The organism is Proteus sp. G2669 (genome assembly GCF_009915245.1).
GTDB lineage: Bacteria > Pseudomonadota > Gammaproteobacteria > Enterobacterales > Enterobacteriaceae > Proteus.
Map to the genome: position 1 here is coordinate 25,675 of NZ_JAABLX010000055.1, position 16,662 is coordinate 42,336.

The window sequence follows — 16,662 nt, forward strand, 5'->3', positions numbered from 1 at the left end:
AGAGCGTGCAGCAGAAGAAATCCATTGCACAGGTATATTTAAGTTTACCACTCCCACATAAAATCATGCTTGGTTCGTTAACTGCAGCAACATTGGCCGTCGCGATTTGGCGGCCAGTGGTTCTTCAAAATGAACAAAGCCGAGAAGTCCCTGTCAGTATTCAAATGCCTCTCGCTAATCAAGGCGAAAATACCGATGACATCATCACTGATAGTAGCGATCAACTTACAGACGAAGGCTTAGTTGGTGCAGATGACGGCACAGATACAAGTACAACCGTCGCACAAGTTCCTCATACTTATATTGTGTCTAGTGGGGATTCATTGAGTTCAATACTGACTCAGTTTGGTATTGATTCTGCTGATATCGCAACTATCTCTAATCAAAATAAAGATCTCAGAAATCTTAAAATTGGGCAACCAATTAGCTGGGAACTTGATGATAATGGGTTACTGCAAGAATTAAGCTGGGGTGTTTCTCGTCGTGAAACTCGCGTTTATACCCGTACAGAAACGGGTTTTAAAGAAACAAAAGAGTTTCAAAAAGGGGAATGGAAAAATAGCGTAACGACAGGTGTTATTCGAGGCAGTTTTTCTGTTAGTGCAACAAATGCAGGTTTAACTAACGCTGAAGCTCGTGCTGTTACTAAAGCACTACAGTGGCAAGTAGACTTTAAAAAATTACAAAGTGGTGACCAATTTGCGGCACTGTTTTCTCGTGAAGTGCTCGATGGACGCACTGAGCAAAGTGAGCTAATTGGTGTTCGTTTACGTAGTGCAGGTAAAGATTATTATGCGTTCCTTGCTGAAGATGGCCGTTTTTACGATAGCCAAGCGGGTGGATTAGAACGTGGTTTTATGCGTTTCCCAACGGTCAAGCAATTTAGAGTGTCTTCTCAATTTAATCCTCGTCGTATTAACCCTGTTACAGGACGTTTAGCTGCTCATAAAGGTGTCGATTTTGCTATGCCAGTAGGTACACCAGTATTAGCAACAGGAGATGGCGAAGTGATTGTGGCAAAATATAGCGGTGCTGCAGGTAACTTTATCGCTATTCGCCATGGTAGCCAATACACCACGCGTTATATGCATTTACGTCAATTATTAGTAAAACCTGGCCAACGTGTTAAACGTGGCGATAGAATTGCGTTATCAGGTAATACAGGGCGTTCTACAGGGCCTCATTTACACTATGAACTGTGGATCAACCAACAAGCAGTTAATCCATTAACAGCAACATTACCTCGTGCTGATGGTTTAACAGGCAAAGACAAGCAAGAATACCTAGCGAAGGTCAAAGAGATTAAGCCTCAATTAGTGCTAGCCGATTGACAATAAACACGATCTTAAAGACATAAAAGCGGATGATTGATATCATCCGTTTTTGTTTTAACGTTTTTTACGCCTATTAGGGGTGTCAGTTCAGAGAGTTATCTGATGAATAAAGAAAAAGATACAGATAGCAAAGCGGGTTATGTGCCTACTTTTCACCGTGCATATTTACATCCTCGTCACTGGGGGACTTGGATAGGTGCTGGTGTTTTAAGTGCATTGGCTTATATGCCAGTAAAATGGCGTGATCCATTTCTTGCTTCTATTGGTCGTTTTGTTGGGCGTAAAGCGAAAAGCGCAAGACGTCGTGCAGATATCAACTTGAGATACTGTTTTCCAAAATGGGATAAAACACAACGTGAAACAGTTCTTGATAGTATGTTTGAAACGGCTCCCCAATCCTTTGTGATGCTAGCCGAGCTTTGTTTAAGAGGGCCTGAGCACATATTAAAACGAACAAGCTGGCAAGGCTTAGAGATCATCGAACGTTTTAAAGAGCAAGGCCGTAATGTCATTTTTATGGTGCCACATGGTTGGGCGGTTGATATCCCTGCCATGTTATTAGCCGCCAAAGGTCAGCAAATGGCGGCGATGTTTCACCACCAAAAAGATCCCGTGGCTGATTATTTATGGAATAAAGCACGCCACCATTTTGATGGGCGATTACATTCCCGCGAAGCAGGTATTAAGCCTTTTATTTCTTCTGTGCGGCAAGGTTACTGGGGCTATTATCTACCAGATCAAGATCATGGTGCAGAGCATAGCCAATTTGTGGATTTTTTCGGTACCTATAAGGCGACATTGCCTGCGATTGGGCGATTAATGAAAGTATGCCGAGCAGCTATTGTGCCGTTGTTCCCAGTGTATTGTCATAAAACACATCAGCTTCACATTATTATTCGTGAACCAATGGATGATATTGAAGATAAAGATGATGCGTACATTGCACGCAGAATGAATGAAGAGTTAGAAGCACTAGTGACACCGACACCCGAGCAATATACGTGGATATTAAAATTACTGAAGACACGTAAAGAGGGCGAAATAGAGCCTTACGCTCGTGAGAATATTTTGGACTAGTTCTTGAACGAAAAAGAAGTAAATAAAGCGGGCACTTAATTAAGTGCCCGTTTTACTGTTAAGCTTTATAGCTCGGTATTATTCAACCGTCAAAATACGGCATGTATTAGTGCTACCGATTGTACCCATAAGGTCACCTTGAGTGACTAACACTAAATCACCAGAAACTAAGAAACCTTTATCACGTAAACGAGCAATTGCTTCGTTAGCTGCAGCAATACCATCAGTATGCGTACTACAATAAACAGGTGTCACGCCACGATAAAGTGCCGTTTGGTTTAGTGTTTTCTCATGGCGAGACATTGAGAAAATAGGTAAACCAGTACTGATACGAGACATCATGCGCGCGGTACGACCTGATTCTGTCATCGCAATAATCGCATTAACGCCTTTCATATGGTTAGCAGCATACATGGTGGACATCGCAATGGCTTCTTCCACAGTATCAAACACCATATCTAATCGATGCTTAGAAACATTAGCCGCAGGCATTTTTTCAGCCCCTAAACAGACTTGTGCCATTGAAGCGACGGTTTCTGCTGGGTATTGTCCTGCTGCAGTTTCTGCAGAAAGCATAACAGCATCAGTACCATCTAACACGGCATTAGCAACGTCCATAACTTCTGCTCGTGTTGGCATTGGATTTGTTATCATTGACTCCATCATTTGAGTAGCAGTGATAACAACACGATTAAGCTGACGAGCACGACGAATTAATTTTTTCTGTACACCAACAAGTTCAGGATCGCCAATTTCAACGCCTAAATCACCACGAGCTACCATCACAACATCTGATGCCATAATGATTTCATCGATAATTTCATCATTAGCTACTGCTTCAGCGCGCTCTACTTTAGATACAATTTGGCATTCACAACCTGCATCACGAGCTAAACGCCGAGCGAGGTGAAGATCTTCACCTGTTCTTGGAAATGAAACAGCAAGGTAATCGACACCAATTTTAGCTGCCGTAATAATATCTTGTTTATCTTTTTCTGTTAATGCATCTGCGGAAAGACCGCCACCGAGCTTGTTAATTCCTTTATTATTAGATAAAGGACCACCCACAGTGACTTCAGTAAAGACTTTTAGTCCATCAACTTTGAGAACTTTTAACTGAACGCGACCATCATCGAGCAGTAGAATATCACCAGGAACTACATCGGCAGGTAGGCCTTTATAGTCAATGCCGACTTGATTTTGATTGCCTTCGCCTTTTTCAAGGGCGGCATCAAGCAAGAATTTATCACCGACATTCAGGAAAACTTTTCCGTCTTTAAATGTAGAAACACGGATTTTGGGGCCTTGTAAATCCCCAAGAATAGCAACATGGCGACCAAGTCTTGCTGCAATTTCACGCGTACGATTAGCACGAGCAAGATGATCTTCCGCAGAACCATGAGAGAAATTTAATCGAACAACATTTGCACCAGCAATAATAATTTTTTCTAAGTTATTATCACGATCTGTTGCTGGGCCTAAGGTGGTAACAATTTTTGTTCTTCTGAGCCGTCTGGACATGTATTACTCCGTTGACCTTGAACGAAAGGTGTTGGCTATTGGATAAAACAGAAATTAGACAATATTTTATCCAATATGTTAAGTGAAACGCATCAAGCTAATTGCAACATACACTACTGTTTTCATTATATGCGAGAGTTAGCTCGCAGATATGCTACCAGTTTTCAAAAAGTTATCTAGTCAGGGGCACAATAGGAAGTGTGACAATACTAACAGAATAATTAAAAACGGTTACTTATCAAACCGTGAATCACGTAAAGCTTCTTTGACGCGCTTCAAGTTATCTCTGAATTTTGGTCCTCGACGTAAAATAAATCCTGTCGCGAGAACATCAATAATAGTGAGTTGTGCAAGGCGGGAGATCATTGGCATGTAGATATCAGTATCTTCAGGTACATCAAGTAAAATAGGGAGGGTGGCTTCAGAGGCTAAAAGTGAGCCGGGTGTTGTAATAGCAATCACTGCGGCATCATTTTCACGCGCAATTTTAGCTATTTCCACGAGATTTTTAGTCCGCCCCGTATGAGAGATAACCACGACAACATCACCATCAGTGCTATTGATACAACTCATACGTTGCATAACAACGTCATCAAAGTAAGTGACAGGAATATTAAAACGAGAAAACTTATTCATGGCATCGTGAGCCACAGCGGCTGATGCGCCTAAGCCAAAAAAAGAGATTTTCTTAGCTTGCGTCAAAATATCAACAGCACGATTGATTGCGGCGATATCAATATTATTTTTAACGTTCTCAAGTCCCGCCATGGCGGATTCAAAAATTTTATTGGTATAAGAAGATACTGTATCAGAATCATCAATATTACGATTTACATAAGGTGTGCCATTGGCAATGCTTTGTGCTAATTGTAATTTAAAATCAGGAAATCCCTTGGTTGCCATGCGACGGCAAAAACGATTAACCGTGGGTTCACTGACATCAGCCGTTTTAGCCATTAAGGCAATACTAGAATGGATAACAGTTTGTGGCGCAGTTAAAACAGCTTCTGCAACTTTTTTTTCTGATTTGCTCAAGATGTCCAGATTAGACTGAACCCTTTCCAATATATTCATTAAATATACAGATCCTTGGCTTTGCCAATTTCAATAAAAGGAGAAATCTATAACGGTTTTATGAAAATATACTACGCAAAGAACAAGGCTTGCAGTGTAAACCATCGGTAAACAGGGCTTTTTTCGTTAAAGTATGACGTGTGTCTAACTTTCAAAGCTGAAAACCAGAAACAAAACTGTTGTAAAGTTACAAGAAAGGATAAAACACTAGACATAAAATGAAGCGTTACAATATGTATGGTAAGTTAGAGACTAAAATGTGCGAGCGTATTTACTGAATACATCCAAAAGAGTACATTAATACAAAATTCTGTAACAAAATTACAAAATCTCATCATGAGGAGACGTACTATGGCAGCGATATCGACTGCTCAGGCCTGTGATCTGGTTATCTTCGGTACGAAAGGGGATCTAGCACGCCGTAAGCTTATTCCATCATTATATCAATTGGAAAAAGCAGGATATATTCACCCTGACTCTCGCATTATTGGTGTAGGTCGTGCTGATTGGGATGCTGAGGCATATAAAAATGTTGCCCATGAAGCATTAAAAACCTTTTTAAAAGAAGAAATTAATCCTGAAATTTGGCAGCGTTTAAGTGATCGCTTAGATTTTTGTAATCTTGATGTCAATGAAACAGACCATTTCATTGAGCTATCAAAGCACCTCAAACAAGACAAATTACCGGCTATTTATTACTTTGCAATGCCACCAAGTACCTTTAGTGCGATGTGTAAAGGTTTAGGCCATGCAAAACTTAATAAAGAGCCAAACCGTGTTGTGATGGAAAAACCATTGGGCACAGACTTAGCATCTTCGGTTTCTATTAATGATAGTGTGGCTAAATACTTTAAAGAGAGCCAAATTTATCGTATCGACCACTATTTAGGTAAAGAAACAGTTTTAAATCTATTAGCACTGCGCTTTGCAAACTCACTGTTTGTTAATAATTGGGACAATAAAACGATTGATCATGTCCAAATTACGGTTGCAGAAGAAGTGGGTATTGAAGGGCGTTGGGGATATTTCGATCAAGCGGGTCAAATGCGTGATATGGTGCAAAACCACTTGTTGCAGATCTTAACGATGATTGCAATGTCACCACCCGCTGATTTAACCGCTGACAGTATTCGTCAAGAAAAAGTGAAAGTCTTACGTTCATTACGCCGTATTGATAACACTAATATTCGCGAAAAAACGGTTCGTGGGCAATATACAGGTGGTTTTGTACAAGGTAAAAAAGTACCAGGTTATCTTGATGAAGAGGGTGCAAATAAAGCTAGTCATACAGAAACGTTTGTTGCTATCCGTGCGGATATTGATAACTGGCGTTGGGCAGGGGTTCCCTTCTATTTAAGAACGGGTAAGCGCCTACCAAGTAAATGTTCAGAAGTTGTGGTTTATTTTAAAAAGCCTGCGCTGAATATTTTCAGTGAAACTTACCAAGAGTTACCTCAAAATAAGCTAACTATTCGTTTACAGCCAGATGAAGGTATCGATATCGAAGTGCTAAATAAAGCTCCGGGACTCGATCATAAACACCGTTTACAAACAACCAAACTGGACTTGAGCTTCTCTGAAACATTCAATCAAACACATTTAGCGGATGCTTACGAGCGCTTATTGTTAGAAGCCATGCGTGGGATCCAAGCGCTATTCGTGCGTCGTGATGAAGTGGAAGAAGCCTGGAAATGGGTAGATTCAATCATTAACGCATGGGAGTGTGATAATGAACTGCCTAAGCCATATCAAGCAGGTACTTGGGGACCAGTGGCATCTGTTGCAATGATCACCCGTGATGGTCGCTCTTGGAATGAAATTGAATAACTGATTTTGATTATCCATTCTAAAGAAAAAAACACCCAGCATAGTTGGGTGTTTTTGTATCAGACAAATATCTTTAAGCATAATTACAGCAATTGAGATGAATAAAACTACTGAAGGATCGTAAAAACACTGATTAACTATGCAATCTGATTTTGGTTAGAAACTAAAACTTAAATAAAACCAATCAATTAACAAAAATATTTTGCAAAAAGGCATTGCTTTAAATAATTCGGCATGATAGAAATATCATGTAACATTTAACCATCTTATATGAGGGTTCGGAGTATATCGTGCGGATGGTCTGTGCGATGAAAGAATAAATAATCATGACTAGCGCCAAAAGCGTCAAAGTTAAACGTTCTACCTATAAGTTATTCCTTTCTGCTATTTTATCCAGCGAACACTACTGGTGTGGCGCATTATAGAAATCTCTCATCTTAATTCCTGACGCAATCAGGAAATGACGTTGCCTTAACGTTCGGCTTTTATTGCCGCCAGAAAGACTATCTACATATTCTCTATCTTCCTGCGCAAGAAACGTTTCGGCGTATTTCAAATGTGTATGAGAGATGAAAAAATGATTTATTGGATATTTTTAGCATTAGCTATCGTTTGTGAAGTTATTGGTACTTTATCAATGAAGTACGCCAGTGTAAGTGGTGGTTATACTGGCATGATAGTGATGTGGTTAATGATTGCCACTTCCTATATCTTTTTAGCCATAGCCGTTAAGAAAGTGGCATTAGGTGTAGCGTATGCACTATGGGAAGGTATTGGAATTGTCATTATTACGACATTCAGCGTTCTGTGGTTTGGTGAATCGCTGTCACCATTAAAGTTAGGTGGTCTAGCGATGTTAATTGCAGGGATCACGCTTATCAAATCAGGTACTAAAAAATCGACTGTTGCTAAGAAAACAACTGACTCGGTAAAAAGTATCGCGGGTAAAGCCAAGCACGTTGCAAGTGCCGTAAAAGGAGCGAATAAGCCAATTCCTGCCAATATCAAGGAGGCTTAATTATGTTAGCTCAATTTGAATGGTGGCATGGTGCATTCCTAATACTTGCCGTAGTGCTTGAGATTGTTGCGAATATATTCTTAAAAATGTCTAACGGCTTTAGCCGAATGGGATTAGGAATATTATCACTGGTTTGTGTGTTAGGGGCCTTTAGTGCGCTGGCAATGGCAGTGAAAGGGATAGAACTTTCAGTTGCTTATGCACTTTGGGGAGCATTCGGCATTATTGCTACTATCGCTGCCGGTTGGATTTTATTTAATCAGAGACTCAATTATAAAGGATGGGGTGGAATTATATTATTACTGGTTGGTATGGTAATGATTAAATTTGCCTAAATCTACTTAATGCAATGAGTAATGAATAGGTAAGAGCAATAAAATTAATATCACAGTAAAATTAGAAAACAACCAAGGGCTGAGTTTTTCTGAACTCAGCCCTTTATTTTTATACCTAAAATATTATTGTTCTATTTTTTGAGTCAAAATTGTGTTTCTGATATCAGTTAAATAAAGTGAAATTAAATATATTTAATATAAAATATATTTAACTATTTTTACTTTAAAATGTGATTGCTTGAGATTATCGGAAAATGACAATGAAAATGAAATATATCGCTCTATGCTTTCCTTTATTATTAACAGCTTGTGGTGAAAAAACAGAACCTATTGGTTGTTCTTCAGAATTAACACAATCTGCTTTTAAAGATGCTTTAAAAAAAACAACACTAGAAGAAATTTCTCGACAAACAAGTAATTATTCTGATGTCACAAATCAATTAAAACGAGCAACATTAGAAGAGATTAGTTTTAATGTGTCTGAAATAATGACTAAAGCGAACGATCCTAATAGTACGATGAAGTCATGTTCTGCAATGGTGTCAATGACTATACCTGCAAATAATTATGAAATATTACATGATTATTATCGTACTGAATTCAATAGTAATCTTGATAAAACTCTTGAAACTTTATCATTAGAGCAAAACGCGAATACTTTCTCTGCGAGAATAGATTATAGTGCTCAGCCAACTGATGATAATAAAACAGTATTCGTAAATATTGCGCCAAGAAATAGTATTTCGAATGGTGCTGCTTTTGTTTCTACTCTATCTATAATAAAACCGATTAAAGAACAGCAAAGAATATTGCAACAACAGCAACAGCAAGAATTACAAAAGAAACAAGAAGAACTTCGCCAACAGCAAGAATTGAATCGTCAACAACAATTATTAGACCAACAAGCAGAGCAAGAATCACTACGCCAACAGGCGTTAGAGCAACAAGAAGTTCGTCGTCAAAGACAAGCTTTGCAAGAAGCGCAAGAAACACCAGAACTTTCACTTTCTCAAGCAAAACAAGATTTTCTTACAGCAGATGCTGAATTAAATAATAGATGGCAAAGTTTAAGTAGTGAACAAAGAAAAGCTTTATTATTAGGTCAGCGTCAGTGGATAAAAAATAAAGATCTTATTTGTGGAAAAGTTACATCTGAAGGTGGTGATGAAAAATTAGCCAAAATATACCGCTGTCATGCCGAGACAATAAAAAATAGGATACCTGAGTTAAAATAACATTATAAAAATAGGTTAAATCAAAGAAAATAAGCACCTATAAAAGTAGGTGCTTATTATAAATATATTTACATTGCCGCAATAATTTTAATTTCGACTTTATACTCAGGATGCATTAATTGTGCTTGCACTGTACAACGTACAGGTGCACTACCTTTAGCAACCCAAGCATCCCATGCTTTATTCATCCCTTCAAAATCGGCTTTATCAGCTAAAAAGATTGTCGCATCAAGAATTTGGGTTTTATCAGAACCTACTCGTTGTAATAAGACATCGATTGCCGCTAATGTATCTGCTGTCTGTTCAATAATATCGCCCGATAAATTTTCTGGTACAGCGGTGTAATAAATAGTGTCATTATGAATAACCGCTTCAGACCAGCGATCTTCAGGGTCGATACGTTTAATTGTCATTGAGTTCTCCTTTGTATTAACGGCATAGGTGGTACTTTTGATTATCCACTGGCATAATTTACGTCTTATTTTATAAAAAGAGTATGCCTGTGTCAGACGATTTTGCAGAAAACGGGATTTTAACCCGAACTATTCCTGGATTTCATCCCCGTGAAGCTCAACGACAAATGGCGAAATCAATAACAGATATTATTGATAAGCAGGGTGTACTTATTGCGGAAGCTGGTACGGGAACAGGGAAAACCTATGCATACCTTGTACCTGCTTTGCGTTCAGGTAAAAAAACCATTATTTCAACAGGCTCTAAAGCCTTACAAGATCAACTCTATAGTCGGGATTTACCGACAATCATTGAAGCAATTAATTATGATGGCAACACCGCCTTATTAAAAGGACGTTCAAATTATTTGTGTTTAGAGCGACTCGATCAACAAATGCTCAGTGGTGGTGATCTGGAAGCAGAAGTATTATCTGATGTGATGTATGTACGCCAATGGTCAACACAGACAGAAGATGGTGATGTTAGCCGTTGTCATAGTGTTGCAGAAGATAGCCGAGTTTGGCCTTTAGTTACGAGCACCAACGATAACTGTTTAGGGAGTGATTGTCCTCGCTACAAAGAGTGCTATGTTTTAAGCGCGCGTAAAAAAGCAATGGATGCGGATGTCGTGGTAGTTAATCACCATTTATTTATGGCGGATACTGTCGTTAAAGATACGGGTTTTGGTGAGCTAATTCCGGAGGCTGAAATTATGATCTTTGATGAAGCTCATCAAATACCAGATATTGCCAGCCACTATTTTGGTCAACAACTTACCAGTAGACAGCTTTTTGATCTCGCCAGAGATATGACTGTTGCTTATCGCACAGAAGTTCGTGATCAAATTCAGTTGCAAAAAAGTGCTGATAGATTAACGCAAATGGTGATGGATTTTCGCTTAGCGTTAGGTGAGACGGGTTATCGTGGAAATTTACGCGAGTTATTGCAAGGTGGCGAAACAAAACGTTTTCTAACGTTACTGGATGATGCCTTAGAACTGAGTTATGACGTAATGAAACTCTCGTTAGGGCGCAGCCAATTACTTGATAGTGCTTTTGAACGTGCCACCGTTTACCGCAATCGCTTAAAACGGCTGATTGATACCACAATCCCGGGCTATAGTTACTGGTTTGAAAGTTACGGTCGCCATTTCTTACTCGCTATTACGCCACTTTCTGTTGCAGATAAATTTCGTGAATTAATTAAATCACATAAAAGTAGTTGGGTATTTACCTCGGCAACACTCTCTGTAAATGAACAAATGTCCTATTACACAGATAGGCTAGGTTTAGAAAACGCAACAACATTGATTTTAAACAGCCCGTTTGATTATCAACATCAAACATTATTGTGTGTCCCACGTTATTTGCCTCCCTTAAATCAGCCTTATACGGCGAAACGTTTAGCCGCTATGCTAACGCCTGTCATTTTAAAGAATCAAGGCCGCTGTTTTTTCCTCTGTACTTCACATGCCATGATGCGAGGGCTTGCCGAAGAGTTTAAAGCCAGTTTGCCATTACCTGTATTGATGCAAGGTGAAATGAGTAAAACGCAATTGCTGCAAAAATTTGTTTCATCAGGAAATGCGCTTTTAGTGGCGACTCAAAGTTTTTGGGAAGGTGTGGATGTGCGTGGCGATACGCTGTCTTGCGTGATTATTGATAAATTACCATTTACAGCACCTGATGATCCTTTATTAAGAGCACGTATTGAAGATTGTGAATTACGAGGTGGTGATGCATTCCGAGATGTGCAAATTCCTGATGCTGTAATTAGTTTAAAACAAGGTGTTGGACGATTAATTCGTGATGTACACGATTATGGCGCAATTATAGTGTGTGATGATAGATTAGTTTCTCGTGCATATGGCGAGGTTTTTTTAAGCAGTTTGCCTCCATCGCCACGCACACGCTCGCTTGAGAAAACGATGGAATTTTTGAGCCAACGCGCACAGCATGATGAAATACAAGAAATATCGGGTTCATAATAGCGATCGCACAGAATGTGTGTTTATTCTGCTGAACACTATTATGATATTATTCTTTCTCTTTTAATTATCGAATTTGCCGGAGTTATGGCGTGTCACTGCGAATTTTAGCAATTGATACTGCAACAGAATCCTGTTCAGTTGCAGTTTGGAATGAAGGCGTTGTTGCTTCACGTTTTGAAATCTCACCTCGTGAACATACACAAAAGATTTTACCTATGGTCAAAAGCGCCTTAGAAGAAGCGAACTTAACATTGCAATCATTAGATGTCCTTGCCTTTGGGCGTGGTCCAGGTAGTTTTACTGGGGTTCGTATTGGCGTCGGTGTTGCACAAGGTATCGCATTGGGTGCTGAATTACCTATGATTGGCATATCATCACTTGCCACCATGGCAGAAGGTGTATTTAGAACAACAGGGATCAAGCAGGTTTTGGTTGCAATAGATGCACGTATGGGTGAAATTTATTGTGCTCAATATCAACGTAATGACGAAGGGATTTGGTTAGGCGAAGAAACAGAAGCAGTGATGAAACCTGAACACTTTGTTGAAGCCTTACAATCAACCACGGGTACTTGGGCAATGGCGGGTACGGGTTGGCAAGCCTATCCTGAATTAAAAAATGGATTACTTTTTACCGTTGTTGAAACTGATATTACATTGCCGGCAGCACAAGATATGCTACCGCTTGCCGTTGCTGCTTGGCATGAAGGAAAAGCTACAAGAGTGGAAGAGGCTGAACCTGTTTATTTACGTAACGAAGTTACGTGGAAAAAACTACCTGGTCGTGAATAGATTATGAGTATCTATTAGAAATTACAGAGTAAAGCTATAATAGTATTATAGAGTGACGTCAATAATGACTTGCAATGAGGTGGTTTATGAAAAGACAATTAAACTACCGTTTGGTAAGCAAAGCGCTATTTTTATCTGGTGCTTTGTTTCTAGCGGGATGTGTCTCAATACCTGAATCAATAAAAGGAACATCAGCAACGCCTGTCACTGATTTAAATGGTATTTTTGTAGCGCCTGAACTTTATGTAGGTCAAGAAGGTCGTTTTGGCGGACGTGTGATTGATGTTAAAAACCTTCAATCATCCACACAGCTAGAAATTGCCGTTATGCCCCTTTCTCAATATGATGCGGCACCTGAATTACAACAACCGTCTATTGGACGTCTCTATGCAAATGTCATGCATTTCTTAGATCCCACAGATTATAAAAACCAATATGTAACGGTAGTTGGAACGATTAAAGGTGTTGAAACAGGGAAAGTCGGAGAAGCAAGCTATCCATTTTTACGTATGGATGTAACAGGAATGAAACGTTGGACTTTGACACAGCAAGTGATTATGCCAGCGCCTGTTATGACATGGGGATATTATGGTGATGGCCCATATTGGGGTTATCATCATGGATATGGTGGTTATGGTGGATATCCATATGGAACTGGTCAGGTCGTGCCCATTTTAGAATAAAAACTGGGTTTGTGATCGCATGACGATATAATATTTCATCTCCATTTGGGTGAAACGGTGTATAATTGATATCTATAATATATTGGGTAACTATCTAATAGCGTTATTAAAGTTGAATAAAAATAAAAGAGAGGGCGGTTTTGACCGCCTTCTTTTTTGTTAATCTAAAAATAAAATATTTAGTGACACACTTCGCATCTTCACAACAGAAAATTGTTTGTGCTGGTAGGATGAGTTAATACTTTGTTAAAAATGAAACATAATATTAACCCAGGAAGTGCGATTAATCAGGAGTACTACTTTGGAAAAAGTCTGGCTTAAACGTTATCCGGCAGATGTCCCGGCTGAAATTGACCCGGACCGTTTCGCATCCCTTGCTGAGATGCTTGAAAACGCTGTCGCAAATTACGCAGATCAACCCGCCTTTATCAATATGGGCGAGGTCATGACTTATCGCAAACTTGAAGAGCGTAGCCGTGCTTTTGCAGCATACCTGCAAAATGGCTTAGGATTGAAAAAAGGTGATCGTGTTGCCTTAATGATGCCTAATTTATTGCAGTATCCTATCGCGCTTTTCGGTATTCTTCGTGCAGGTATGGTTGTCGTAAACGTAAATCCACTTTACACACCAAGAGAACTTGAACATCAATTAAATGATAGTGGTGCAAGTGCCATTGTCATAGTCTCTAACTTTGCACATACACTCGAAAAAATCGTATTTAATACCAGTATTAAACACGTTATTTTAACCCGAATGGGTGATCAGCTATCTCGACCTAAAGCAACATTAGTCGATTTTGTTGTTAAATATATCAAACGATTAGTGCCTAAATATAATTTGCCTGATGCCATTTCATTTCGTAGAGCAATGCATTTTGGCTATCGTATGCAATATATTAAACCTGAAATTACAGGAGGAGATTTAGCCTTCTTGCAATATACAGGGGGAACAACAGGTATTGCTAAAGGAGCCATGCTAACGCATCGCAATATGTTGGCAAATCTTGAACAAGCAAAAGCGGCTTATGTACCTGCATTACATATAGGTAAAGAGCTGGTGGTAACGGCATTACCGCTGTATCACGTCTTTGCTTTAACGGTTAACTGTCTGCTATTTATTGAGGTTGGTGGCAAAAACTTATTGATCACTAATCCACGTGACGTGAAAGGTACTATTAAAGAGTTAGGGCGTTACCCTGTCACGGCTATTACAGGTGTAAACACGTTATTTAACGCTTGGTTGCAAAATCCTGAATTTCGTCAACTTGATTTCTCCAAACTAAATCTTTCTGTTGGTGGTGGCATGCCAGTACAAAGCAGTGTCGCCAAAGAGTGGGAAGAGTTAACAGGCAAACATTTATTAGAAGGTTATGGCCTGACAGAATGTTCTCCTCTGGTCACTGGTAATCCTTATAATCTGAAAAAATACAGTGGTAGTATTGGATTACCTGTACCTTCAACTGACGTTAAGTTTATCGATGATGAAGGTAACGAAGTTGACCGCACTGTAGGCGGTGAAATGTGGGTTCGTGGACCTCAGGTCATGAAAGGATATTGGAACCGCCCTGATGCCACTGACGAGGTTTTACACGATGGTTGGGTTGCAACGGGTGATATCGCAACAATGGATGACGAAGGTTTTATTCGCATTATTGACCGCAAAAAAGATATGATCTTAGTCTCAGGATTCAACGTTTATCCCAATGAAGTTGAAGAAGTGGTTACGGCTCACCCTAAAGTATTAGAATCAGCGGCAATTGGTGTACCGAGTAAAAGTTCAGGTGAGACAGTTAAGATTTTTATTGTGAAAAAAGACCCTACATTGACGGAAGATGAGGTAAAAACACACTGTCGTCGCTATTTAACTGGTTATAAAGTACCTAAAATTATTGAGTTTCGTGATGAATTACCAAAATCTAATGTCGGTAAAATTTTACGCAGAGAGTTAAGAAATGAAGAAAAACAGTTGAAAACCTCAACTGAATCTTGATACAACACTCAATAACCTTTTTCAATTTCGCCGGTTTATACCGGCGTTTTTGTCATTACATAAAAAGTCATTAGACATAAAAACAAGAGAAACCTGTTTTGAATTATCAATTGATTACGACAGACACTGCATTAGAAACCGCTTGTAAAGCTGCATCACAAGCTTCACAAATCGCATTAGATACAGAGTTTGTCCGCATACGTACCTACTACCCACATCTTGGTTTGATCCAGATGTATGATGGTAAACAGATCTCTCTTATTGATCCCCTAGCAATAACAAATTGGGCTCCCTTTGTTGAATTATTAACTGATCCAAACATCATGAAATATCTCCATGCAGGGAGCGAAGATCTCGAAGTATTTTCCCACCAATTTGGTTGTGTTCCCACACCAATGATTGATACTCAAGTAGTTGCTGCCTTTTTGGGCTATCCGATTTCTTGTGGATTTGCAACGTTAGTTGAGAAATATGAAGATATCGCGTTAGATAAAAGTGAATCGCGCACTGACTGGTTAGCTCGCCCTTTAACGGAAAAACAGTGCCAATATGCCAGTGGTGATGTTTTCTATTTACTCCCTCTCGCTAAAAAGCTTATTGCAGAAGCACAAGACGCTGGTTATATGGACGCGATAACTGATGAATGTGAAATGATAGCAGAACGCCGTCAAGAAACTGTAGTGCCTGAGCTTGCTTACCGTGAGATTAGCAATGCATGGCAATTAAAAGGCCAACAGTTAGCCTGTTTACAAATGCTTGCTCAATGGCGCTTAAATCAAGCTAAAGCTCGTGATATGGCATTAAACTTCGTTGTGAGAGAAGAGCATTTATGGTCTGTTGCTCGTTATCTTCCTTCTTCTTTAGCAGAATTAGATGCATTGTCACTCTCTGGACAAGAGATCCGTTGCCATGGTCGTCGCTTATTAGATTTTGTTGCGAAGGCGAAAGAAATTAAAGATGAAGATTGCCCTGAATCTATTAGCAATATTATTGAACAGCCAAACTATAAAAAAGCATTTAAAGCTATCAAGGCGGTTATTCAAGAAATTAGTGAAGGGGAACGATATAACCCCGAGCTATTGGCATCAAGAAGACAGATTAACCAATTATTGAGTATTCATTGGAAAATAAAAGAAGGGAAACCGGAACTTATTTCACGCTGGCGTAAAGCATTACTAGAAGAGAAAGTATCTGAAATTCTGGCGCAATATCCTTAATTTTATTGAGCATTTATTTTCTATCTAATATGAAACAGATATGTGTAGCACCGTAAATAGATGCAATAGTCAAAGTAAACAGCAAAGAATAATGGGAGTCTCTTTAGAGACTCTTAT

The 16,662-nt window shown here is 39.2% G+C and carries 14 protein-coding genes; 11 read left to right on the forward strand and 3 right to left on the reverse strand.

Going from position 1 to position 16,662, the window contains the following annotated elements:
* The first annotated feature begins 5 nt into the window (after window positions 1–5).
* Window positions 6–1,331: a murein DD-endopeptidase MepM gene (gene mepM / locus GWI68_RS17620; RefSeq protein ID WP_109408094.1), complete on the forward strand. Its 1,326-nt coding sequence runs from the start codon at window positions 6–8 to the stop codon at window positions 1,329–1,331.
* 105 nt (window positions 1,332–1,436) lie between these two features.
* Window positions 1,437–2,411: a lauroyl-Kdo(2)-lipid IV(A) myristoyltransferase gene (gene lpxM / locus GWI68_RS17625; protein ID WP_109408095.1), complete on the forward strand. Its 975-nt coding sequence runs from the start codon at window positions 1,437–1,439 to the stop codon at window positions 2,409–2,411.
* Window positions 2,412–2,489: 78 nt separating this feature from the next.
* Here the strand turns inward: lpxM and pyk are convergent, their stop codons facing one another.
* Together pyk and GWI68_RS17635 are read right to left on the reverse strand one after the other, a co-directional pair.
* Window positions 2,490–3,932 (reverse strand): pyruvate kinase, encoded by a 1,443-nt coding sequence (gene pyk / locus GWI68_RS17630; protein ID WP_109408096.1) that lies wholly within the window; start codon window positions 3,930–3,932, stop codon window positions 2,490–2,492.
* A gap of 231 nt (window positions 3,933–4,163) precedes the next feature.
* Window positions 4,164–5,006, reverse strand: coding sequence for a MurR/RpiR family transcriptional regulator (locus GWI68_RS17635; RefSeq protein WP_109408097.1), 843 nt, complete (start codon window positions 5,004–5,006; stop codon window positions 4,164–4,166).
* Between the two features lie 351 nt (window positions 5,007–5,357).
* On the opposite strand from GWI68_RS17635, the gene zwf reads away from it, so the two are divergent.
* From zwf to GWI68_RS17655, 4 genes are all read left to right on the forward strand, one after another.
* Entirely contained in the window at window positions 5,358–6,833 is a 1,476-nt protein-coding gene (zwf, locus tag GWI68_RS17640; protein WP_166541114.1) for a glucose-6-phosphate dehydrogenase, read from the forward strand.
* Between the two features lie 577 nt (window positions 6,834–7,410).
* Window positions 7,411–7,851 (forward strand): multidrug/spermidine efflux SMR transporter subunit MdtJ, encoded by a 441-nt coding sequence (mdtJ, locus tag GWI68_RS17645; RefSeq protein ID WP_072064011.1) that lies wholly within the window; start codon window positions 7,411–7,413, stop codon window positions 7,849–7,851.
* Between the two features lie 2 nt (window positions 7,852–7,853).
* A complete protein-coding gene (mdtI, locus tag GWI68_RS17650; RefSeq protein ID WP_006536614.1) occupies window positions 7,854–8,186 on the forward strand; it encodes a multidrug/spermidine efflux SMR transporter subunit MdtI in 333 nt (110 codons plus the stop codon).
* Between the two features lie 260 nt (window positions 8,187–8,446).
* Entirely contained in the window at window positions 8,447–9,421 is a 975-nt protein-coding gene (locus GWI68_RS17655; RefSeq protein WP_166541115.1) for a lysozyme inhibitor LprI family protein, read from the forward strand.
* 68 nt (window positions 9,422–9,489) lie between these two features.
* Here the strand turns inward: GWI68_RS17655 and GWI68_RS17660 are convergent, their stop codons facing one another.
* The gene (locus tag GWI68_RS17660; RefSeq protein ID WP_072068200.1) at window positions 9,490–9,834 is read right to left on the reverse strand and encodes a RidA family protein; all 345 of its coding nucleotides are present in this window, start codon (window positions 9,832–9,834) and stop codon (window positions 9,490–9,492) included.
* Window positions 9,835–9,917: 83 nt separating this feature from the next.
* Here GWI68_RS17660 and GWI68_RS17665 point away from each other — a divergent pair, with 83 nt between their 5' ends.
* From GWI68_RS17665 to rnd, 5 genes are all read left to right on the forward strand, one after another.
* On the forward strand, window positions 9,918–11,861 hold the full coding sequence (locus tag GWI68_RS17665) for an ATP-dependent DNA helicase (RefSeq protein ID WP_166541116.1): 1,944 nt from the start codon (window positions 9,918–9,920) through the stop codon (window positions 11,859–11,861).
* 92 nt (window positions 11,862–11,953) lie between these two features.
* Window positions 11,954–12,655, forward strand: a complete 702-nt coding sequence (tsaB, locus tag GWI68_RS17670) for a tRNA (adenosine(37)-N6)-threonylcarbamoyltransferase complex dimerization subunit type 1 TsaB (protein ID WP_166541117.1) — start codon at window positions 11,954–11,956, stop codon at window positions 12,653–12,655.
* Window positions 12,656–12,741: 86 nt separating this feature from the next.
* Window positions 12,742–13,338, forward strand: coding sequence for a Slp family lipoprotein (locus GWI68_RS17675; protein ID WP_109408102.1), 597 nt, complete (start codon window positions 12,742–12,744; stop codon window positions 13,336–13,338).
* A gap of 301 nt (window positions 13,339–13,639) precedes the next feature.
* On the forward strand, window positions 13,640–15,328 hold the full coding sequence (gene fadD, locus GWI68_RS17680) for a long-chain-fatty-acid--CoA ligase FadD (protein WP_109408103.1): 1,689 nt from the start codon (window positions 13,640–13,642) through the stop codon (window positions 15,326–15,328).
* Window positions 15,329–15,426: 98 nt separating this feature from the next.
* A complete protein-coding gene (rnd, locus tag GWI68_RS17685) occupies window positions 15,427–16,545 on the forward strand; it encodes a ribonuclease D (RefSeq protein ID WP_166541118.1) in 1,119 nt (372 codons plus the stop codon).
* The last annotated feature ends 117 nt before the right edge of the window (window positions 16,546–16,662 follow it).